At 54.3% G+C, this 22,215-nt stretch carries 21 protein-coding genes and 3 rRNA genes; 7 read left to right on the forward strand and 17 right to left on the reverse strand.

Features of this window, described 5'->3' with window-relative positions; translation table 11 throughout:
• Positions 1–15: 15 nt before the first annotated feature.
• From GA0071314_RS18110 to flgB, 7 genes are read right to left on the reverse strand one after another with little or no spacing between them, the layout of a single operon-like run.
• Positions 16–705: a flagellar basal body L-ring protein FlgH gene (locus GA0071314_RS18110; protein ID WP_074397989.1), complete on the reverse strand. Its 690-nt coding sequence runs from the start codon at positions 703–705 to the stop codon at positions 16–18.
• A gap of 24 nt (positions 706–729) precedes the next feature.
• On the reverse strand, positions 730–1,512 hold the full coding sequence (flgG, locus tag GA0071314_RS18115; RefSeq protein ID WP_074397991.1) for a flagellar basal-body rod protein FlgG: 783 nt from the start codon (positions 1,510–1,512) through the stop codon (positions 730–732).
• 30 nt (positions 1,513–1,542) lie between these two features.
• Complete coding sequence (flgF, locus tag GA0071314_RS18120; RefSeq protein ID WP_074397993.1) at positions 1,543–2,301, reverse strand: flagellar basal-body rod protein FlgF; 759 nt, start codon at positions 2,299–2,301, stop codon at positions 1,543–1,545.
• A gap of 29 nt (positions 2,302–2,330) precedes the next feature.
• A complete protein-coding gene (flgE, locus tag GA0071314_RS18125; RefSeq protein WP_074397994.1) occupies positions 2,331–3,635 on the reverse strand; it encodes a flagellar hook protein FlgE in 1,305 nt (434 codons plus the stop codon).
• A gap of 32 nt (positions 3,636–3,667) precedes the next feature.
• A complete protein-coding gene (locus tag GA0071314_RS18130; protein ID WP_074397996.1) occupies positions 3,668–4,357 on the reverse strand; it encodes a flagellar hook assembly protein FlgD in 690 nt (229 codons plus the stop codon).
• Between the two features lie 3 nt (positions 4,358–4,360).
• On the reverse strand, positions 4,361–4,771 hold the full coding sequence (flgC, locus tag GA0071314_RS18135; protein ID WP_074397997.1) for a flagellar basal body rod protein FlgC: 411 nt from the start codon (positions 4,769–4,771) through the stop codon (positions 4,361–4,363).
• A gap of 30 nt (positions 4,772–4,801) precedes the next feature.
• Positions 4,802–5,236 carry a flagellar basal body rod protein FlgB gene (gene flgB, locus GA0071314_RS18140; RefSeq protein WP_074397999.1) on the reverse strand — a complete coding sequence of 145 codons (435 nt, stop codon included), beginning with the start codon at positions 5,234–5,236 and terminating at the stop codon, positions 4,802–4,804.
• Between the two features lie 326 nt (positions 5,237–5,562).
• Between flgB and flgA the strand changes: the two genes are divergently transcribed.
• The 4 genes from flgA (at position 5,563) to GA0071314_RS18160 (ending at position 7,801) form a co-directional block, all read left to right on the forward strand.
• Positions 5,563–6,153 carry a flagellar basal body P-ring formation chaperone FlgA gene (gene flgA, locus GA0071314_RS18145; RefSeq protein ID WP_269449418.1) on the forward strand — a complete coding sequence of 197 codons (591 nt, stop codon included), beginning with the start codon at positions 5,563–5,565 and terminating at the stop codon, positions 6,151–6,153.
• 87 nt (positions 6,154–6,240) lie between these two features.
• Positions 6,241–6,516 (forward strand): flagellar biosynthesis anti-sigma factor FlgM, encoded by a 276-nt coding sequence (flgM, locus tag GA0071314_RS18150; RefSeq protein WP_074398003.1) that lies wholly within the window; start codon positions 6,241–6,243, stop codon positions 6,514–6,516.
• A gap of 3 nt (positions 6,517–6,519) precedes the next feature.
• Positions 6,520–6,969, forward strand: coding sequence for a flagella synthesis protein FlgN (locus GA0071314_RS18155; protein ID WP_074398004.1), 450 nt, complete (start codon positions 6,520–6,522; stop codon positions 6,967–6,969).
• Between the two features lie 91 nt (positions 6,970–7,060).
• Positions 7,061–7,801, forward strand: coding sequence for an SDR family NAD(P)-dependent oxidoreductase (locus tag GA0071314_RS18160; protein ID WP_074398005.1), 741 nt, complete (start codon positions 7,061–7,063; stop codon positions 7,799–7,801).
• Between the two features lie 174 nt (positions 7,802–7,975).
• On the opposite strand, the gene rrf is transcribed toward GA0071314_RS18160, so the two are convergent.
• From rrf to GA0071314_RS18175, 3 genes are all read right to left on the reverse strand, one after another.
• A 5S ribosomal RNA gene (rrf, locus tag GA0071314_RS18165) occupies positions 7,976–8,091 on the reverse strand.
• A 117-nt stretch (positions 8,092–8,208) separates the two neighbouring features.
• Positions 8,209–11,200, reverse strand: a 23S ribosomal RNA gene (locus tag GA0071314_RS18170).
• A 310-nt stretch (positions 11,201–11,510) separates the two neighbouring features.
• Positions 11,511–13,043 (reverse strand): 16S ribosomal RNA (locus tag GA0071314_RS18175).
• Together the 16S, 23S and 5S rRNA genes form the textbook arrangement of a ribosomal RNA operon.
• A gap of 549 nt (positions 13,044–13,592) precedes the next feature.
• Between GA0071314_RS18175 and GA0071314_RS18180 the strand changes: the two genes are divergently transcribed.
• Positions 13,593–14,624 (forward strand): aspartate carbamoyltransferase, encoded by a 1,032-nt coding sequence (locus GA0071314_RS18180; RefSeq protein ID WP_074398007.1) that lies wholly within the window; start codon positions 13,593–13,595, stop codon positions 14,622–14,624.
• A gap of 19 nt (positions 14,625–14,643) precedes the next feature.
• Here GA0071314_RS18180 and ruvX read toward each other — a convergent pair whose 3' ends face one another.
• From ruvX to GA0071314_RS18215, 7 genes are all read right to left on the reverse strand, one after another.
• The gene (gene ruvX, locus GA0071314_RS18185) at positions 14,644–15,099 is read right to left on the reverse strand and encodes a Holliday junction resolvase RuvX (RefSeq protein WP_074398008.1); all 456 of its coding nucleotides are present in this window, start codon (positions 15,097–15,099) and stop codon (positions 14,644–14,646) included.
• Between the two features lie 12 nt (positions 15,100–15,111).
• The gene (locus tag GA0071314_RS18190) at positions 15,112–15,669 is read right to left on the reverse strand and encodes a YqgE/AlgH family protein (RefSeq protein WP_074398010.1); all 558 of its coding nucleotides are present in this window, start codon (positions 15,667–15,669) and stop codon (positions 15,112–15,114) included.
• Between the two features lie 81 nt (positions 15,670–15,750).
• A complete protein-coding gene (gene gshB / locus GA0071314_RS18195) occupies positions 15,751–16,710 on the reverse strand; it encodes a glutathione synthase (RefSeq protein ID WP_074398011.1) in 960 nt (319 codons plus the stop codon).
• Positions 16,711–16,785: 75 nt separating this feature from the next.
• Positions 16,786–17,478: a CvfB family protein gene (locus tag GA0071314_RS18200; protein WP_074398014.1), complete on the reverse strand. Its 693-nt coding sequence runs from the start codon at positions 17,476–17,478 to the stop codon at positions 16,786–16,788.
• Between the two features lie 71 nt (positions 17,479–17,549).
• Entirely contained in the window at positions 17,550–18,305 is a 756-nt protein-coding gene (locus GA0071314_RS18205; RefSeq protein ID WP_074398016.1) for a 16S rRNA (uracil(1498)-N(3))-methyltransferase, read from the reverse strand.
• A gap of 3 nt (positions 18,306–18,308) precedes the next feature.
• Complete coding sequence (secB, locus tag GA0071314_RS18210) at positions 18,309–18,818, reverse strand: protein-export chaperone SecB (RefSeq protein WP_074398017.1); 510 nt, start codon at positions 18,816–18,818, stop codon at positions 18,309–18,311.
• Positions 18,819–18,867: 49 nt separating this feature from the next.
• Positions 18,868–19,290, reverse strand: coding sequence for a rhodanese-like domain-containing protein (locus GA0071314_RS18215; RefSeq protein ID WP_074398019.1), 423 nt, complete (start codon positions 19,288–19,290; stop codon positions 18,868–18,870).
• Between the two features lie 203 nt (positions 19,291–19,493).
• Between GA0071314_RS18215 and gpmI the strand changes: the two genes are divergently transcribed.
• Together gpmI and GA0071314_RS18225 are read left to right on the forward strand one after the other, a co-directional pair.
• Entirely contained in the window at positions 19,494–21,071 is a 1,578-nt protein-coding gene (gene gpmI, locus GA0071314_RS18220) for a 2,3-bisphosphoglycerate-independent phosphoglycerate mutase (RefSeq protein ID WP_074398020.1), read from the forward strand.
• A gap of 7 nt (positions 21,072–21,078) precedes the next feature.
• On the forward strand, positions 21,079–22,215 hold the full coding sequence (locus tag GA0071314_RS18225; RefSeq protein ID WP_074398022.1) for a murein hydrolase activator EnvC family protein: 1,137 nt from the start codon (positions 21,079–21,081) through the stop codon (positions 22,213–22,215).

Raw genomic sequence — 22,215 nt, forward strand, 5'->3', positions numbered from 1 at the left:
TTGAGTCAGGTGCGACTAGAAAGGCGACACGTTTAGGAAGAAGCGCTGTAGCCAGCCCATATGCTGCGCTTCATTTATATACCCATCCCCTACATATTCAATTCGTGCGTCTGCCACCTGGGTGGAGGGCACGGTATTTTGCGAGGTAATGGCACGCGGATTCACGACGCCTGAAAATCTGATAAATTCTGTACCCTGGTTAATGGCAATTTGTTTTTCACCGCGCACGCGTAGGTTACCGTTATTCGTCACCTCCAAAACCGAAACAGTGATTGTACCGGTAAAGGAGTTATTGGCTTGCGAACCACCGCCGCCAGAAAAGTCACTTTGCCCTTCAACCTCAAAACCATACTCAGCCAGCGTTTCAAGAGCATCCGGCAGTGCGCCAAACTCCAGGCCAGCGCTGCCGTCGCGATCAGCATTGGATTCAGAATTTTTACTGGCACTGACCTCTTCATCCAGCACAATCGTCAATATATCGCCAACTGATCTTGGCCGCCGGTCTTCAAAAAGCGGCTGATAGCCTCGACGCGCCTGATAAATAGACCCATTGGGTTCCGGCGGCGGGCGGTCAACGATATTAATCTGCTCTTGCTCACCGACCACCGAGGCTCTGGGTATTTGGGCACAGCCGGCAACCACCAACAGAAAAAAAACTAGTCCAGCCAGCGCAATACGTCGCGAAATACAATGTCGTTCCAGCATGACCCAACCTGTCAGTAAACGTCGTTACAGCTGACCTAAACGCGCCAACATTTCATCGCTAGTCGAAACGGCCTGACTATTGATTTCGTAAGCCCGTTGGGTCTGAATCATGTTGACCATTTCTTCGACCACATTGACGTTCGACGTCTCTACGTAACCCTGGGAAAGACGCCCAGCACCATTCATACCCGGCATGTTTTGATTAGGCACGCCTGAAGAGCCCGTTTCCTGATAGAGATTGCCGCCCATGCTTTGCAGACCAGCGGGATTGATGAAAGTGGCAACGTTAATCTGGCCAATCTCGTTTTCCTGATTGTCGCCGGGCTCTCGCGCACTCACCGTACCATCTTCCCCGATACTGACAGACACGGCATTTTCGGGAACAAAAATCGCCGGCTCTATCGGGTAGCCATTCGCCGTTACCATCTGGCCATTTTCATTCAGTTGAAAGCTGCCATCCCGTGTATAGGCAGTGTTGCCATCGGGCAGCAGCACTTGAAAGAAGCCCTCGCCATTGATCGCAAGATCTCGTGAGTTTTCTGTCTGCTCGAGCCCCCCCTGGGTGTGCAAGCGCTCTGTGGCGACTGCGCGCACACCGGTACCCACCTGCATACCGGAAGGCAGCCGATCCTGAATATTATTTTGTGCGCCGGGCTGACGCATATTTTGATATAGCAAGTCTTCAAACACCGGGCGTGAGCGTTTAAAGCCATTAGTACTGACGTTAGCCAGGTTATTGGAAATGACGTCCAGCTTGGTTTGCTGGGATTCCAAGCCGGTTTTGGCCGTCCACAATGATGAAATCATAAAAGAGTCCCCTTGGCTGATAAGTGTTTATCAGCCCTGAATCGTTAACATGCTGTTGGCGCGCTGCGCGTTTTCGTCCGCCGAACTCAACATTTTCATTTGCATATCGTAGCGGCGCGCCGCATCAATCATTGTCACCATGGTGTCGACCGCACTGACATTACTGCCTTCCAGCGCACCGCTCACTAGCTTGGCGTCTTCATCTGCCACTAGCGCCCCTGGCTCGCCTTCTTCATTGGGTGGTGCGCGGAAGAGTCCATCTTCACCGCGCGTAAGCTCACCCTCTTCGGGTGTGACCAGCTTAATGCGGCCTACATCTACCAGCGCTTCCGGACCTTCGCCCTGAGGAATCGCGCTGACCGTGCCATCGGCACCAATCGATATCTGGGACCCCTGGGGGACCACAACGGGTCCGCCATCACCCATTACCGGGCGACCTACACTCGTCAATACGCCGTCGCTATCGACCTGTAAATCGCCACGCCGAGAGTAGGTTTCAACGCCCTCTCCATCCTGCACCGCCATCCAGGCATCGTCTTGCATGGCAACATCAAGCGTACGGCCCGTACGTTCTATTGGCCCTTGAGAATAATCGGTGCCCGGCGTGGTCGTAACGGCAGAAGCACGAGTAGGCAGCAAGGCGTCACCTTCCACAGGCACAGAGCGAGCTGCCTGAAGCTGAGCACGAAAACCCGCTGTAGAAACGTTCGCCAGGTTGTTACTTACCACCGACTGTTGATCCATCGTATGCTTGGCGCCGCTCATGGCGGTATACAGCATTCTATCCACGACCTTGCTCCCCTAAGTACCTTCAGCCGTTAGAGATTGATGATGGTCTGCAGCAACTCATCCTGGGTACTGATGGTTTGCGAGTTGGCCTGGTAGGCGCGTTGGGCGACGATCATATCGACCAGTTCACCCGCCATATCCACGTTGGAGGTCTCCACGGCACCTGGCTCAATCAAACCGCGCTGGCCAGTACCAGGCGCCCCTACTAGTTCCTGCCCCGATGAACCAGTGGCGGTCCATAGATTGTCACCGTTCGGGCTTAACCCTTCAGGGTTGCGGAAACTTACCAGGGCAACCTGGCCAGCAGCACGCGATTCTTCATTGGAGTAATTGCGCATCACAGAGCCATCATCTTCGATGGTCACGCCTACCAGTGAGCCAGACGTGTAGCCGTCCTGTTCAAGGTCATTCACCGTTGAGCTATCGGCGAACTGAGTGGAGCCAGAAAAATCGACCTGGATTTGCTGAGAGGTTAAATCAGCACCAAATTCACTATCCGCAATGTCATTACCATCCGCATCACGAATATCATCGGGATTATCTAAATCGAGATCAAAAGCCGTAAAATCATTGCTTAAGCGGCCATCCGACGTGAAGTCAAAGTTTTCATCTTCTGCAATATTAGTGAACCCATAATTAGGCGCGCCTTCTGGGCCTCCCGACATACGCGCATCAACCCGCCATTCATTAGCCGCCGTCTTGGTAAAGTATGTGGTTAGGTTGCGTGCATTACCTTGGGAATCGTAAATAGTACCGTTGGTGGAGTATGAGTACTGACTGGAGTCTAGACCGTTGGCCACTTCTTCAGCTGTGGGGGTGGTGTAGCCGTTCTGCCCATCAACCAGCGCCGCTTCTTCTGAATCCAGATTAAGCGACATATCGAGGTTTTCCGTGGCACTGGCCGCTAGATCTCCTGCATCAACGCTCAAGGCTTCTACGTCACCACCACCCTGGACATTACCTTCTTCATCCGCCGGATAGCCCATAATTTGCGCGCCCTGGGCGTTCACTAGATCGCCGTTCGCGTCCATGGTCAGTTGACCATTACGCGAGTAGCCAATTTCACCATTGGGCTGCTGGAAGCGGAAGAAGCCCTCGCCAGCAATTGCCAGGTCCATATTACGGTTCGATGACTCGATATTCCCCTGGTTGAAGTTCTGTAACGTGGCGGATGTGCGCGTACCTAGCCCGATTCGTGACTCAGCGTACACATCGGCGAACTGTACGTTCGAGCTTTTAAAACCCACGGTTTGCGAGTTTGAAATATTGTTGCCTACGGCTCCTAGCTTGTCTTGCTGGGCATTCAGGCCACTTAACGCTTGTGAAAAACTCATAGTAGTCCCCTGCTAAATCGATTAATTAAGGTTCAGAGTATTTGTTTAATTTGGTCCAAAGAGACCTGACCGTAGATGGCACCCAGGTCAAGACGGACTTCCTCACCCGATTCGGCGGGCGTCACCCCTTGGACCTGGGCATAATTCAACGTTTCTGAATCCAGTTTCTCGCCTTCAGCGTCGGTCGCTTTATAGCTGACGTTGTAAGAACCTTCTGGAACCGCTACTTCGTCATTGTTTAAACCGTTCCAGCTAAACGACTCAACGCCTGCGTCAACTCCCTCAACTTCGTTGCTATAAACGACTTCGCCCGCCTGATTGGTTACGCTGATTTCAAGCTTTTCGGCGGGTTCTTCTAACTCAATACCGAAAGGCGTGGCGTAGCTATTGCCGTCTTCGTCAACGCTTACTTTGACTTGGTCACCCGGCACCAGAACGGAGTTACCAATAAGACCCGACGCTTGCAGCATTTGAGAAGCATCCATCTGCTTCGTAATGCCGCTGATCGTATCATTCAATTCCTCAATACCACTGACCGTATTAATCTGCGCCAGTTGGGAGGTCATCTCCGCATTTTCCATGGGATTCATCGGATCTTGATTTTCCAACTGGGTGATCAGCAAGGTCATAAAACTTTCACGCAGTTCTTCAGACTGACGAGCCGGCATCCCATTCGACCCGCCGCCATTGACATTGCTTAGTACACTTGTGTCGATATTCATAGCTTACCCTTCACCCAGCGAGAGTGTTTGCATCAGCATCTGTTTACTGGTGTTAAAGACCTCAACGTTCGCTTGATAAGAGCGCGACGCTGAAATCATGTTGACCATCTCGTGGACCGGCTCAACGTTAGGCTTTGCCACATAGCCGTCTTCATCCGCTGCGGGGTGATTGGGCATATACTCCAGACGAAGTGGCGAATCATCTTCAACCACTTCATTTACTTGAACCCCACCGACGCCATAGCGTGAATTATTAGCTTGTGATTCAAACATGACCTGCTTTGCACGATACGTTTCGCCGTCAGGACCCGCCACGCTATCGGCATTGGCCATGTTGCTGGCAGTCACATTCATACGCTGCGACTGAGCACTCATGGCGGAACCTGCGATATCAAACGCAGAAAACATTGACATATTGGTGTCTCCTAACCGATATAAGCCAGCTTATTCTGGCTGCATGGCAGTTTTTAGCCCTTGAATCCGGCTATTCATTATCGTAAGACCCGCCTGATATCGAACCGCGTTGTCTGTGAACTGTGACCGCTCACGATCCATTTCGACAGTATTACCATCTAAGCTGGGCTGACTAGGGGTCCGGTAAAGCAGATCAGCGTTATTGCCTACCGCTCGCGCAGGCCCCTCACCTGCCAAGTGGCGCCCAGAGGTACGTGACAACGCCAACCCCCCACCATCGCTTCCCTGTGCACGCTGACCACCGTCAACGGCTTTCTTCAATTCGCTTGCAAAGTCGATGTCCCTGGCTTTGTAATTCGGGGTATCGGCATTAGCAATATTGGCAGAAAGCACTTCGTGCCGCGCCTGACGCAACCCCAGCGCCTGCTGGTGGTAATTCAAAGAAGACTCTAATTGGTCGATCATGCCAACCCTCGCTTACTGAGAGGCAAAAACAGAATTTATTGATGATGAAGAATACGCCGACGCCTGTCAGCCTAAAGCATGGAACAACCCGCGTTTCCCCCAGTATTTCTTGTGATAATACTCAGACATTTTCGTTAAAATAAACGGTGATAAATTCCCGCTTCCATCATTGAGCATCCTCTTCCATGCACCGATCGCCGCTTACGTATAGGTCAGGCATGCTGCTGCGGTGGGTCCGAAACCTATTGCTGACCAGCATAGCAATAGGTGCCGCTGCACCTCTCGCGCACGCGTCAGAAACGAAGCATGACGCCCTCCTGGAGAGCGTGCATCAATTTCTCTATGAAGAGACACAGGCACTCGGCAATGATGTGGTGATTAACTTACGTGCACCCTCCCCTCACCTGCCTGCCTGCGCCGACCCCGAACCATTTTTGACCAACCAAAATGACGCCCCTCTTGGCCGTGTCTCCGTAGGCGTTCGCTGCGGTACTGATAGCCGTCAAGTTCGCTATTTACAGGCAGAAGTAGATGTTATCGGCAGCTACATGGTCGCCGCCGAGGATATCGAGCGCGGCAGTCAAATAACGCCTGACATGCTGCGTGAAGAAGGTGGCAATCTAGGTGATCTTTCCTCGCGAGCCATAACGGAACCCGATGACATTATTGGCAAAATAGCACGCAGACCCATCGCCAGCGGCACGACCATGCAGACTCATTTCATCCAGGCGCCTCACCTAGTTGAACGTGGCCAGCGCGTTAAGGTCATAGCTGAAGGGTCATCTTTTCGCGTATCCCGCGAAGGAGAAGCTCTTGAAAATGGTGCAATGGACGATAAAGTTAGGGTGCGTTTTGATTCTCGCGAAGTGCTATCTGCTCGCGTAGTGGAACGCGGCACCCTCATGGTCGATTTTTAATTGAATGGCTAAAGTTTTACTCAGCGGCGCCGATAATTCACGTAACTCGCGCATCGCGCTCCAAACGTTGACGATGAGGCATACAACGTGAAAATTGATAACGTCAATAATCCGCTGCTTCGCTCCAATCATGCCCAGCAGCGTGATGAAACTCAGAAAGCTGAAAATTCGCCATCTGCTGCGGCAGATGCTGAGGCTAAAGACTCAACTCAACTCAGCACGCTAAGTGCCGATGACACTCATGATATCGACAGCACTAAAGTCGAAGAAATTCGTGACGCCATTCGCGATGGTCGTTTAGAAATTCGAGCTGACCGTATCGCGGATGGCTTAATCGCCAATCTTCGAGAGTCACAGGAGTAACCTATGAGCCTCGCCAGCTTGTTGACTGACCAGCAACAGCGCATTGATGCGTTGATAACCCTGCTAGGCAACGAGCAATCCCTATTGACCCAGGGTAATATCGATGGCGATGCGCTCGCTGACGTGGCAAGCCAAAAGCAGCACTTGCTAACTGAACTTGAACGGATTGAGGTTCTTCGGCGCAATGTGCAAAGGCGTCTTGGATATGAAAGTGGCGCGCTAGGTGCCAAGGCTGCCGCACAAGATGCTGGCTGCACCGATGCTTGGCAGCACTTACTAGAAAAAAGTGAACGCGCCGCCCGAATGAACGCATTAACAGGTGAAATGCTTTCTTTACGCATGCAGCATAATCAGCAAATGCTCGATTACATTCGACAGATAGCTGAAAAGACGCTTTATAACCCTAATGGGCGCAACTCAGCCCAGCCGGGACGTATTAACGCCTCCGCTTGAACAAATCCTATATATAACCACCTAAAAGCTAGACAACTCCTCTGCAAAAAACTTCAATGGGCAACATATCGTTCCCTTATGGAGTAGTTGCATGCTTTCATTCCTGCCCGAAAATTTTACTGCCGTCGTCATCGGCGCCAACGGCGGTATTGGCAATGCTATGGTTGACGCACTCCTCACCAATAGCCAGGTAGGCAGGATCGTAGCAGTTAGCCGCTCTCCTGTCCGGCTAAATCGTCCTAATGTGGAATCCGTGATTGCCGATGTCTCGATATCCCTTGGACGAGAAGTGCTATCTCAACATCTGGATGGCCGCCCCGTTCACCTTCTGTTTAATGCGACCGGGATACTTCACGACAGCGCAAACGGCATTCAGCCTGAAAAAAGGCTTGAGCAGCTCAATGAAACCTCCATAGCACATGTCATGCATATTAACGCGGTAATGCCAGCGCTTTTGCTTTCGTCACTGAAGTCATGTTTACAAGGTAAACATCCAGCGATCATTGCCAGTCTTTCTGCTCGTGTGGGATCAATTGGCGATAACGGTTACGGGGGCTGGTATAGCTATCGAGCCAGTAAAGCGGCGCATAACATGCTGATGAGGACGGCAGCTATTGAGATATCACGCCTCAACAAGCAGTCTATCGTGCTATGTCTTCATCCTGGCACTACTGACACAACACTATCAAAGCCTTTTCAAGCGCGCGTACCAAAAGAAAAGCTGTTTACACCTGCGTTTGTGGCCGAGCACTTGCTTGCCGTCATGGACCAGCGAACGCCTGAGGATAGTGGTAGTTTCTGGGATTGGAACGGTAAATCTATTGAGTGGTGATTATTTTGATAACACCCAACAAAAAGCCCCGAACACACTGTGCTCGGGGCTTTTCTAAATAAGTGCCTGACGATGATCCGGCCGGCGCTCCGGGACTCTCCATGGGGAGACCCCTTGCTTCCTTCCGCCCAACAAAAAGCCCCGACCAACTGGCCGGGGCTTCGCTAAATAAGTGCCTGACGATGACCTACTCTCGCATGGGGAGACCCCACACTACCATCGGCGCGAAGCGGTTTCACTGCTGAGTTCGGCAAGGGATCAGGTGGTTCACGCTTGCTATGGTCGTCAGGCGTAACTGGCTGTATATCATGCTGTGTTTTGTGGCGTCTCTGACTGGCTGATACTCATCAGCGCAGTGCGTATCCGGTTCTTTCGTTATCATCGCGACCAGACCCCTTGGGTGTTATAGGGTCAAGCCTCACGGGCCATTAGTACACGTTAGCTCAACACCTTGCAGCGCTTCCACACCGTGCCTATCAACCAGCTGGTCTCGCTGGGCCCTTCAGGAGGCTCTAGGCCTCAGGGATGTCTCATCTTGAAGGGGGCTTCCCGCTTAGATGCTTTCAGCGGTTATCCCGTCCGCACATAGCTACCCGGCAATGCCACTGGCGTGACAACCGGAACACCAGAGGTGCGTCCACTCCGGTCCTCTCGTACTAGGAGCAGCCCTTCTCAAACATCCAACGCCCACGGCAGATAGGGACCGAACTGTCTCACGACGTTCTAAACCCAGCTCGCGTACCACTTTAAATGGCGAACAGCCATACCCTTGGGACCGACTTCAGCCCCAGGATGTGATGAGCCGACATCGAGGTGCCAAACACCGCCGTCGATGTGAACTCTTGGGCGGTATCAGCCTGTTATCCCCGGAGTACCTTTTATCCGTTGAGCGATGGCCCTTCCATACAGAACCACCGGATCACTAGAACCTGCTTTCGCACCTGCTCGACGTGTCTGTCTCGCAGTCAAGCACCCTTATGCTCTTGCACTCATTGCACGATGTCCGACCGTGCTGAGGGTACCTTCGTGCTCCTCCGTTACGCTTTGGGAGGAGACCGCCCCAGTCAAACTACCCACCACACACTGTCCTCGATCCGGATAACGGACCTGAGTGAGAACGCCAATGATGCCAGGCTGGTATTTCAAGGTTGGCTCCCTTCGAACTGGCGTCCAAAGTTCAAAGCCTCCCAGCTATCCTACACAGGCAACATCAGCGTCCAGTGTGAAGCTATAGTAAAGGTTCACGGGGTCTTTCCGTCTAGCCGCGGGTACACCGCATCTTCACGGCGATTTCAATTTCACTGAGTCTCGGGTGGAGACAGCGTGGCCATCATTACGCCATTCGTGCAGGTCGGAACTTACCCGACAAGGAATTTCGCTACCTTAGGACCGTTATAGTTACGGCCGCCGTTTACCGGGGCTTCAATCAAGAGCTTCGGACGAATCCTAACACCATCATTTAACCTTCCGGCACCGGGCAGGCGTCACACCCTATACGTCCGCTTGCGCGTTAGCAGAGTGCTGTGTTTTTAATAAACAGTTGCAGCCACCTGGTATCTTCGACCGGTTCTCGCTTAAGCCGCAAGGGCTCTCACAATACGCCGGCGTGCCTTCTCCCGAAGTTACGGCACCATTTTGCCTAGTTCCTTCACCCGAGTTCTCTCAAGCGCCTTGGGATTCTCACCCTGACCACCTGTGTCGGTTTGGGGTACGGTCGCACATGATCTGAAGCTTAGAGGCTTTTCCTGGAAGCGTGGCATCGATGACTTCAACACCGTGGTGTCTTCGTCTCGTCTCTCGGCCTTAAGGGTCCGGATTTACCTAAACCCTCAGCCTACGGACTTTCACCAGGACTACCAACGCCTGGCTCATCTAGCCTTCTTCGTCCCCCCATCGCAACCATGTCCGGTACGGGAATATTGACCCGTTTCCCATCGACTACGCCTTTCGGCCTCGCCTTAGGGGCCGACTCACTCTGCTCCGATTAGCGTCGAACAGAAACCCTTGGTCTTCCGGCGAGGGAGTTTTTCACTCCCTTTATCGTTACTCATGTCAGCATTCGCACTCGTGATACCTCCAGCAGACTTCTCAATCCACCTTCATCGGCGTACACGACGCTCCTCTACCGCGCATTCCTAAGAACGCACCCGTAGCTTCGGTACCTGGTTTAGCCCCGTTACATCTTCCGCGCAGGCCGACTCGACTAGTGAGCTATTACGCTTTCTTTAAAGGATGGCTGCTTCTAAGCCAACCTCCTAGCTGTCTGAGCCTTCCCACATCGTTTCCCACTTAACCAGGATTTCGGGACCTTAGCTGACGGTCTGGGTTGTTTCCCTTTTCACAACGGACGTTAGCACCCGCTGTGTGTCTCCCACGCTCGCACTCACCGGTATTCGGAGTTTGCCTCGGGTTGGTAAGTCGGGATGACCCCCTAGCCGAAACAGTGCTCTACCCCCGGCGGTGATACGTGAGGCGCTACCTAAATAGCTTTCGAGGAGAACCAGCTATCTCCGAGCTTGATTAGCCTTTCACTCCGATCCACAAGTCATCCAAATCTTTTTCAACAGATCCTGGTTCGGGCCTCCAATTGATGTTACTCAATCTTCACCCTGCTCATGGATAGATCGCTCGGTTTCGGGTCTATATCCAGCGACTGCGTCGCCCAGTTAAGACTCGGTTTCCCTACGGCTCCCCTATACGGTTAACCTCGCCACTGAATATAAGTCGCTGACCCATTATACAAAAGGTACGCAGTCACCCCATCACTAAGCCACCTCTGCTTGTTTGGGTGGGTTGAACGTTGCAAGCAACGTTAACCGTCAAGCGGGGGCTGATGGTGTTCCACATCACGAAGAAGCTTAGTGATGGGGCTCCTACTGCTTGTACGCACACGGTTTCAGGATCTATTTCACTCCCCTCTCCGGGGTTCTTTTCGCCTTTCCCTCACGGTACTGGTTCACTATCGGTCAGCCAGGAGTATTTAGCCTTGGAGGATGGTCCCCCCGTCTTCAGTCAAGGTTTCTCGTGCCCCGACCTACTCGATTTCACATGATCAGACTTTCGACTACGGGGCTATCACCCGCTACGGCCGCGCTTCCCAACGCATTCGCCTAATCAGTCACATGCTTAAGGGCTGGTCCCCGTTCGCTCGCCGCTACTGGGGGAATCTCGGTTGATTTCTTTTCCTCAGGGTACTTAGATGTTTCAGTTCCCCTGGTTCGCCTCCTGGCCCTATAGATTCAGGACAGGATACCGATCTTGTGATCGGTGGGTTTCCCCATTCAGAAATGCCCGGGTCACAGGTTGTTTGCCACCTCGCCGAGCCTTATCGCAGGCTTCCACGTCTTTCATCGCCTCTGGCTGCCTAGGCATCCACCGTGTGCGCTTCATTGCTTGACCCTATAACCCGAAGGAGTCTGGTATCTCGCAATGATAACGATTGCCGGATACGCTTGAGACGTATCACAAAACAATTACGTAGGAACGTGTTCAAAACACGTTCCTGTCAGCATGATATACATTGTTAAAGAGCGACTGCTATGCGCAGTGATAAGCGGATGCTTTTTTCACTTTAAAAGAAAAAGAAAGGTCTTTAAAAAAAGGTCTTTTTTCTTTTTTCAATGTGAAGACAACGCTTATCACTGCGTATCGGCAGTTTCTTGATCAGGTAATTCATTGTGAGCGCTTACCGCGAGGATAATGCATCGTTTAAGGAGGTGATCCAGCCGCAGGTTCCCCTACGGCTACCTTGTTACGACTTCACCCCAGTCATGAACCACACCGTGGTGATCGCCCTCCAAAGTTAGGCTAACCACTTCTGGTGCAGTCCACTCCCATGGTGTGACGGGCGGTGTGTACAAGGCCCGGGAACGTATTCACCGTGACATTCTGATTCACGATTACTAGCGATTCCGACTTCACGGAGTCGAGTTGCAGACTCCGATCCGGACTGAGACCGGCTTTAAGGGATTCGCTGACTCTCGCGAGCTCGCAGCCCTCTGTACCGGCCATTGTAGCACGTGTGTAGCCCTACCCGTAAGGGCCATGATGACTTGACGTCGTCCCCACCTTCCTCCGGTTTGTCACCGGCAGTCTCCTTAGAGTTCCCGGCATTACCCGCTGGCAAATAAGGACAAGGGTTGCGCTCGTTACGGGACTTAACCCAACATTTCACAACACGAGCTGACGACAGCCATGCAGCACCTGTCTCTGCGCTCCCGAAGGCACCAAGTGATCTCTCACAAGTTCGCAGGATGTCAAGGGTAGGTAAGGTTCTTCGCGTTGCATCGAATTAAACCACATGCTCCACCGCTTGTGCGGGCCCCCGTCAATTCATTTGAGTTTTAACCTTGCGGCCGTACTCCCCAGGCGGTCGACTTATCGCGTTAACTTCGCCACAAAGTGCGCTAGGCACCCAACGGCTGGTCGACATCGTTTACGGCGTGGACTACCAGGGTATCTAATCCTGTTTGCTACCCACGCTTTCGCACCTCAGTGTCAGTGTCAGTCCAGAAGGCCGCCTTCGCCACTGGTATTCCTCCCGATCTCTACGCATTTCACCGCTACACCGGGAATTCTACCTTCCTCTCCTGCACTCTAGCCTGATAGTTCCGGATGCCGTTCCCAGGTTGAGCCCGGGGCTTTCACAACCGGCTTATCAAGCCACCTACGCGCGCTTTACGCCCAGTAATTCCGATTAACGCTTGCACCCTCCGTATTACCGCGGCTGCTGGCACGGAGTTAGCCGGTGCTTCTTCTGCGAGTGATGTCTTTCCTGGCGGGTATTAACCACCAGGCGTTCTTCCTCGCTGAAAGTGCTTTACAACCCGAGGGCCTTCTTCACACACGCGGCATGGCTGGATCAGGGTTGCCCCCATTGTCCAATATTCCCCACTGCTGCCTCCCGTAGGAGTTCGGGCCGTGTCTCAGTCCCGATGTGGCTGATCATCCTCTCAGACCAGCTACGGATCGTCGCCTTGGTGAGCCGTTACCTCACCAACCAGCTAATCCGGCATAGGCTCATCCGATAGCGGGAGCCAAAGCCCCCTTTCTCCCGTAGGACGTATGCGGTATTAGCCTGGGTTTCCCCAGGTTATCCCCCACTACCGGGTAGATTCCTATGCATTACTCACCCGTCCGCCGCTCGTCAGCATCCAGCAAGCTGGACCTGTTACCGCTCGACTTGCATGTGTTAGGCCTGCCGCCAGCGTTCAATCTGAGCCATGATCAAACTCTTCAGTTTAAGATCTATGCGGTTCTTACTCACTACCCCGAAGGGCAGCAAAAGCGAACCAAACTTGGCTCAAGGGTCAAACGAATTCATTCAATATCGGCTTCGAAAAGCCGTAGTGCTTGAGTCGCTTGCCTTGATATTTGGTGATTTATCACCCTCATCGGCAAGCGCCCACATGAATTACCTGATCAAATTATTAAAGAGCGTTTCGCTTTACAAAACCGGCCCACCGGTGAACGGTTTGGCCTCAGCGAGGAAGACGTATTCTACGCACTTCCGACTGGTTGTCAATGACTAATTAGCGCGAGGTGATGCAAACCTACTGTCACTATCAGCACCCTAACTCACTGACAAACCGAGAGTTTTTAACCCCTCCCACCGCTGGTAACGCTTGGCGTCCCCGGCAGCGGATGCGTACTTTACGGCTTCACCGCCGGGTTGGCAAGAGGGTTATGAGAAAAAGTTTTATGATTAGGCGCTATCCACTGTGAAAGCGCTTCGGCGATAGGCTGGTTGGCGGTTACACTAGCGATACTTACTTTCCTGCCGAGGTCCGTGATGAGCCAGAGCCAGCATCTGTTAACCGTCGATTCATTAGATCGCGAAAGCGTTGATCATTTACTGCGTGTTGCTGCACGTATGGAGCCAATTGCTCAGCGGCGTCAAGTGACACGAGTTTTGGAAGGGGCGGTACTCGGCAATCTATTTTTTGAAGCCAGTACGCGCACGCGCGTAAGCTTCAACTCAGCGTTTTGCCGTTTGGGCGGCAGCGTATGTGATACGACAGGCTTTACCTTCTCTTCCATGGCCAAGGGAGAGTCGCTGTATGACACCAGTCGTGTGATGAGCGGCTACTGCGACGCGATTGTGATGCGACACCCCGATCAAGGCTCAGTGGCGGAGTTCGCAGCTGCAACCAATGTGCCGGTGATTAACGGCGGGGACGGGCCAGGCGAGCACCCCAGCCAAGCGCTGCTCGATCTTTATACGATTGATAAAGAGTTCCATCGCCTAGGGAAATCTCTTAGCGGTGCGCATATTCTGCTCACTGGAGATTTAAAATATGGCCGTACCGTCCACTCACTGATTAAGCTACTGTCACTCTATGATCCACTACGCATTACGCTAGTGTCGCCGCCAGGCCTTGAGATGCCTGCAAAGCTAATCGATCTCGTCACCTCGCGCGGCCACCGCATTGAACAACGCAGCTCGCTGGCTAGCAACTTCTCGGATTTGGACGTGGTGTACGCGACCCGGATTCAGAAGGAGCGTTTTACTGACGAGATGAACGAGAGCTTTCAGGGGCTTTCCGACGACTTTATGGTCAACCGAGACTTTCTGGATCGACGCTGCAGCCAAAATACGATTGTGATGCACCCCCTGCCCCGCGATAGCCGCCCTGGCGCGAATGACTTGAATGTGGATCTAAATGGCGACCCTCGGCTGGCCATCTTCCGGCAAACGGATAGTGGCATTCCCATGCGCATGGCGATCTTTGCCACGCTATTAGAAGTCGATGAACTGATTGAAAAAGAGATGCGGCCCGTGCGCTGGTTTGTGCCCGCTCAAACCGGCACCCTCGACCGTTAATGCACTCGCAAGCTGGCTCTTATTGAGATAAACGCCCGCCGGGAAGCCCTTCCTGGTGGGCAAACCAGCCTTCCAAAATAAGTACCGCGGCAATACCATCGACACTGTCTTCGCGGTAGTTACCGCGGTGGCCCGCCGCATGGGCGATTTGTTTGGCTTCCTGGGTAGAGCCGCGCTCATCGACCATTACACAGGGCTTTCCAAAACGCCCGTGGAGCCGGTTGGCAAATTTACGCGCGCGGGTACTCATGGCCGACTCGGTGCCATCCATGTTGAGCGGCAAGCCTACTACGAACATATCAGGCTGCCACTCCTTTACCAGACGCGCTACCAAGTCCCAGTCGGGAATGCCGTCACGGGCGGTGAGCGGGGCAAGCTCACGGGCGCTGTTTAGCAGTTCATTGCCGACGGCTACGCCGATGCGGCGCGTACCAAAATCAAACGCGAGTAACAGACGCTGCCCTATTTCAGCCATTATCCTCAACCATTATGCGTGCCCTGCGTCACGGGTCATCAGGTTAAGGTCAACGCCAAGGATGCCTGCCGCGGCGGCGAGCCGTTCAGCAGGCGGGGTATCGAAAAGCACCGACGCTTGGCCTTCCACGGTCAGCCAAGCATTCTCTTTTAGCTCTTCTTCCAACTGACCTACTTCCCAACCGGCACAACCTAAGCACACCAGAAACTGCTCGGGGCCTTCACCATTTGCCAAGGCCTGCAAAATATCCATCGACGTCGTCAATGCAATGCCGTCCTCCACTTGAAGGCTTGAGTCCCACGCCTGGCTATCGCCGATGTGGAGAATAAAGCCGCGATCTTTATGCATTGGCCCGCCGTAATAAACCGGTGCGTTGCGGCACGGACTCTCGTCTCCCCCTAGTTCCAACTGTTCAAACAACGCGTCTAGGGTGATTTCCAAGGGACGATTGGCGATGACCCCCATACAGCCATTGTGATCATGGTCGCATAGATAGATAAGGCTTCCCGCAAAATTAGGGTCGTCTTGGTGCGGCATGGCCATCAAAAAATGATGCTTTAAACTTTGCATGCGTCTCCTGCGGCCAGCTGACATCAACAGCCGACCTAAAAAATCAATAAATAGTGCGCGCCAGAGCCATAGCAGCCCGCTTTATGCAGCAAGACGACGCTCAATGGCATCCAACAGCAAACCTGCGATATCCGTGCCACGCTGATCGTCAATTTCACGTACGCAAGTTGGGCTTGTGACGTTAATTTCCGTAATGTAATCGCCGATCACATCCAGACCGACAAACATCAGCCCTTTCTCGCGGATCATGGGCTGTACTTGCTGAATGAGCCACTGGTCTCGCTCGGTCAGCTCACGACTCACACCACGACCACCGGCAGCAAGGTTGCCACGCGTTTCACCCGCTGAGGGGATGCGTGCGAGTCCGTAAGGAACAGGCTCGCCATCGACCAGCAAAATCCGCGTGTCGCCTTCTTTAATAGCGGGCAGGTAGCGCTGCGCCATAATCTGGCGTTGGCCGCGTAGAGTAAGCTGCTCAATCACCGCGCCGATGTTGCGCCCTTCAGGGCCAATGTGAAAAATACCGGTGCCGCCCATGCCATCCAGCGGCTTAAAAATGACATCGCCATGCTCGGCATGAAAGGCGCGCAACACATCGGCGCGGCTGGCTACCAACGTCGGTGCGCAGCACTGCGGAAACTGCTGGGCAAACAGCTTTTCATTGCACTGCAATAGAGCGGCGGTTGGATTGACGACCAATACGCCCTCGCGCTCTGCAAAGCCAAGCAAATGAACCGCGTTGGTGAAATCCGCATCCACCGGCGGGTCTTTACGCATCAATACTGCGTCAAGCTCGTCGAGCGGCCGCGCAGAAGGCTCACCGAGTTCATACCAATGCGCGGGATCTCGATAAACCGTCAACGGCCGCATGCGTGCATAAGCTTGCCCTGCATTCAAGAAAAGATCTTCCTGCTCCATGTAATGCAACGTATAGCCGCGATCCTGGGCCGCCCATAGCATCGCCATAGTGGTATCTTTCTTGTAAGCGATATCGCTGATGGGGTCCATCACGACACCAAGGTGCAATGTTGACTGACTCATTGGGGCACAATCCATACATGAACAATAGTTGAGCAGTATGCCGTACTGCTTCTCAGGCTCCAACCGCGAGCCGCCTCAATCGCTGAGCGCACCGGGCACTAGGCGTATGGCACCGGGTTCCAGGGTGACCAACCCTTGCTTGTAAAGTCGCCCAATCGCCTGTTTATAAGCGCTTTTGCTCACGCCTAGGCGCGCCTTGATGGCATGAGCGTCACTTTTATCGCCCAGCGCCAGATAACCGCCGCTTGCACGCAGTGCCTGGAGTACTTTATCGCCCACCACATCCAAGCGAGCAGCACCTGGGGGAAGCAGAGAAATATCCACTCGGCCATCTTCGCGGCGCTGCTTTACAAAGCCTGTTAACGACTGACCTCGCCGTAACGGCTGACTAATATCATCCTGATAAATCAACCCCCAGTAACGGTGATTGACGACGACTTTCATCCCCAGATCGGTGCGGTCGGCAACCACTACCGCCACAGGATCGCCCGTCTCGAGTGCCCAGGCGTCGTCGGTTAAAAAGCGATCAAGTCGCATGGTCGCCACGGGCCGCCCCTGGTCGTCGCTGTACAGCATGACCAGCACGCGTTTGCCAGGGTCGGGGCGAAAGCGCTGCTCGCTGTAGGGCAATAGCACATCTTTAGGCTGGCCCCAGCGTAAAAAAGCCCCAGTGCTATTCACGGCGGTCACCGTTAAGTAGGCCACTTCACCCAATTGGGCGGAAGCATCGCTAGCAGATCGGGTGGCGGAATGAGGCTCGCGAACCATGGGTGCCGTCCTTACAGTAAGTAGGCCTTCATTATGGGGCCTTGGCAACGCAAGGCAAAGCGTAGCCAGGCTTACAAATCGCCGAAATAGTGCTGCAGAAGCGTTAACGCCACTATCGGCGCCGTCTCAGTACGCAGCACCCGTGGGCCCAGGGTGAGTGGGGTAAAATCGGCGGCTGATGCAGCCGCAATATCCGTGTCACTCAAGCCACCTTCGGGCCCAATCAATAGCGCCACTGCCTCTGGGGACAGCTCGCGATCAAAAGGATGACCGGTCGCTAAATGAAGCATTAAACGCAGTGGTTCCTGGCGCTCGTCAAGCCAAGCTTGGAGGGTTACCGGCGAATTCACAGGCGGCACTACGGCCCGCCCGCTCTGTTCACAGGCACTGGCAGCTACCGCCTGCCAATGGGCAAGCTTTTTCTCCTCCCGGTCGCCTTTAAGGCGTACATCACACCGCTCGGTATAAAGTGGAGTGATGGCCGACACGCCAAGCTCGACGGCCTTCTGAATGGCATAATCCATTCGGTCGCCTTTGGAAATCGCCTGGCCTAAATGCACCGCCAATGGCGATTCATCGCTGCCCGGCCAAACAACGTCTACCCGGGCCACCGTTCGCTTACGGCTTGCCTCAACCAAGCGCACACCTGCTTCATGACCTTGGCCATCAAATAACACCAGCGGTGCGTTTTCTGTAAGCCGAAGCACGCGGGTAACGTGTCGTGCGGGGCCTTCTGGCAGCACCACCTCATCGCCTGTACTAAACGCCAAGGGCACGTAAAGGCGAGGCATTTTGCCGTGCAAGGCGTACCAGTCGGCAGCGCGCATCGCTTAGTGAGTGTTCTCTTCGGTTGGGCTGGCTTGTTGTTTCTCGCGCTGTTTACGCTGCGCGTACATCGCTTCAAAATTCACCGGGGCCAGCATCAACGGCGGGAAGCCACCACGATTGACCAGGTTGTCTACACATTCCCGGGCATACGGAAACAACAAATTAGGGCAGAAAGCGCCCAAGGTTTGATCCAACTGAGCACCTTCGATACCGGCAATGCGGAACAAGCCTGCCTGTTCGACTTCCGCCAAAAAGGATGTCGTGCCGGTTTCGTTATCGTTAACCTGGGCGGTCACTTTGACGACCACTTCGTACTGGTCATCGGCAATTTTGGTGCTGCTGGTGTTAAGATCGAGATTGACCTTGGGCTTAAACGCCTCCTTGAACACCGACGGGGAATTGGGTGCTTCAAACGAAATATCTTTCACATAAATGCGCTGTAGTGAGAACTTGAGCTGGGGCTTTTCGTCGGTTTGCGCGCCAGCCTGCGGGGTGTTGTTATCTTCCGCCATGGGAGAACTCCTCGTTGTTGATGCAATAAAAAGAGAGATACGTTTGTGCTTACTTTTTAACCACTGGCAGGCCGTCTGCCTGCCACTGCGCCATGCCGCCTTTCAATTTAAAAGCCCGTTCAAAGCCTGCTTTAGCGAGCTTGGCCTGGGCAGCGCCCGAACTTTGGCCGTGCTTACACACCACAATGATCGGCTTGTCTTTCACCTTATTCAGCTCATTCATGCGGCTATCAAGGCTGCTCTGGGGAATGTTGCGCGCACCGGCGATATGGCCCGTTTTAAAGTCTTTGCTCTCACGGATATCCAACACGACAGCGTCCTCACGGTTAATAAGCTGCGTAGCTTCGGAGGCCCCCAACGCATGGGTGGAAGCACTGCGTGTTTCATAAATAATCCACGCTATCAGTGCCAGCAAAAACGCCCCCACTAATAGGGGATGATTCATTACGAATTCGAACAGCTGATCGATCATCGCGACACAATCTCTTGGTCAATACGGAAAAAAGCGGCGTTACCACCGTTAAAACGCGACAAGTATACACGTCTGGCGGCGGAGCGCGCAGGCCTGAGCCATGACGCTGTGCCATTGGCTGCGTTATGATGCCCCAAGCATGCGTTGGCCGCGACCCCGATCCACTTTATGTCGTTCGGCTTGCCACTCATCAGGAGGATTTCATGGACACTGTACGCACCCCACGCCCCGTCGCGCTGATTATTTTAGATGGCTATGGGCACAACCCTGATAGCGCGCACAATGCGGTGGCCGCCGCCAAGACCCCGGTAATGGATAAGCTGTGGGCTAGCTACCCCCATGCGTTCGTACATACCGATGGTCACCACGTAGGGCTTCCTGATGGGCAAATGGGCAACTCCGAAGTCGGTCATATGAATCTGGGCGCCGGACGCATCGTCTACCAGGACTTTACCCGCATCACCAAAGCGGTTGAAGACGGCGACCTGGACACCATCGACGTGCTTACCCAGCCCATCGACGAAGCCGTGGCCAACGGACGTCCCGTTCATCTATTGGGTCTACTCTCGCCCGGCGGCGTTCACAGTCACGAGGACCATTTTATCGCCATGGCAGAATTGGCTGCCCGTCGCGGTGCCCAGCATATCTATGTGCACGCCTTCCTGGACGGCCGGGACATGCCGCCACAAAGCGCTCTACGCTCCATAGAACGTGCCAACGCCCGCCTGGCTGAGCTGGTAGGGGCTGACAACGGCTTTGTCGCTTCAATTATCGGTCGCTTTTATGCCATGGATCGCGACAACCGCTGGGAACGCGTGGAGCAAGCCTATCGGCTGCTCACGGAGGGTGACGCTGAGTACTACGCCACCAGCGCCGAAATGGCCCTGCGCGATGCCTACGCGCGGGGAGAAACCGACGAGTTTGTCGCCGCCAGCAGCATACCGCTGGGCGACGGTTCCAAAGACAAGGCCATCACGTTGCAGGATGGCGACGCGGCGATTTTCCTGAACTTCCGCTCAGATCGTGCCCGCGAACTGACTCGCGCCTTCGTCGAGCCTGACTTCAACGGCTTCGAACGGCGCGTATGCCCCAAACTCGCGGGTGACGGGCTGGTTATGATGACCCAGTACGCTGCTGATATTGCTGCACCTGCCGCCTTCCCACCCAGCGACCTTAACGACAGCCTGGGCGAAGTCGTCGCCAAGCGCGGTTTAACCCAACTGCGCATTGCCGAAACCGAAAAATACCCCCACGTAACGTTCTTTTTTTCGGGCGGCAATGAAGCCGAGTATGAGGGCGAAGAGCGCATTCTCATTCCCTCCCCACGCGACGTAAAGACCTACGACGAAAAGCCCGAAATGAGCGCCTTCGAGATCACCGACAAGTTAGTTGAGGCCATCGAGACCGGCCGCTTTGACCTGATGGTGTGTAACTACGCCAATGGCGATATGGTCGGCCACACCGGCGATTTTGACGCAGCGGTAAAAGCCATCGAGACCGTCGATACCTGTGTGGGCCGCGTGGTCGAGGCCATTGAGCGAGCCGGTGGAGCCTGCCTGATCACAGCCGACCACGGCAATGCCGAGCAGATGGTGCACCCCGAAACTGGCGCGCCGCAGACCGCCCACACCACCTTTATGGTGCCGCTGATCTATGTCGGCGAACGCACCGGTGCGCTTGTGGATGGCCGGCTGTGCGATCTCGCACCGACGCTTTTACGCATGATGAATCAAGAGGTTCCTCAAGCGATGACCGGTCACCCATTGATTACCTTCGGTTAATTCTTTCATGCGACGACTTGTCGGGTTGGTAGCTGGGATAGCGCTGATATACACCACGTCCAGCGCTGCCCAGCCCAGCGAAAACCAAGCCCGCCAGCAGCTGGACAATATTGGTCAAGCGATTGAGGCGCTTTCCGAGCGTTTAAACGAAACCGATGATGCCCGCGATGGGGCTAAACGCGAGCTGCGCGAGGTCGAAACCGAGCTCGCCAAGACCCACCAGCGGCTCGACCAACTGCAAGGTGAGCGCCGAAAGCTCAATGAAGAAACCGATCAGCTTCGCAAGCATCGCGATAGCCTTCAGGCAGACCGGGAAGCCCAGTCCGAAGCCCTTGGCCAACAATTAGCGGCGCTCTATCGGCTGGGTCCGACCCCCCAACTCAAGCTGCTGTTAAATCAGGGCGATCCTGCCGAGCTTGACCGTATGCAGGCCTACTTGAACCGGCTAACCGAGGCGCGCCAGCAACGCTTGGACGAGATTGCCCGGCTGGATAGTGCGCTTGCCGACACCCAGCAAGCACTGGCCGAGCGACAAGACCGCCTGGCGTCACTGGCCGATGAGCTGGAGGACGAAAGTGCGCAACTGGCTGAACGGACCCAGGAGCGTCGCGGCGTAGTGGAAAACCTTGATGACCGTTATGGCAGCGAGGCGGCGCGGTTGGCCGACTTAACAAATGACCGCGAGCAGGCCGAACAACGACTACGTGAGATCCAGGCAGAACTAGCCCGCCTTGACGAGCCCACACCGACCACTCATATTGCCCGTACCCAAGGGGACTTACCCTGGCCGGTTCAAGGCGACATTACGGCTGACTTTCAGCGTCGCGACGGTGTCCATTACAACGGTATCGTCATCCAGTCCTCAGCAGGCACATCAGTAAGCGCAGTGCATGAGGGCCGAGTGGTGTTTGCCGACTGGATGCGCGGGTTTGGCAATCTACTCATTATCGACCACGGCGATCAAATCATGACGCTTTACGCCCATCTGCAACAGTTCACCGCACGCCCCGGCCAACAGATCGAGCGCGGCGACGAAATTGGCCGGGTTGGCGATAGCGGGGGCCAGCCACGTAGCGCGCTTTACTTTGAAGTTCGCAAGCGGGGCGAACCAATTAACCCACAACGTTGGATTGCACGCCGCTGA

Source organism: Halomonas sp. HL-93 (genome assembly GCF_900086985.1).
Classification (GTDB): domain Bacteria; phylum Pseudomonadota; class Gammaproteobacteria; order Pseudomonadales; family Halomonadaceae; genus Vreelandella.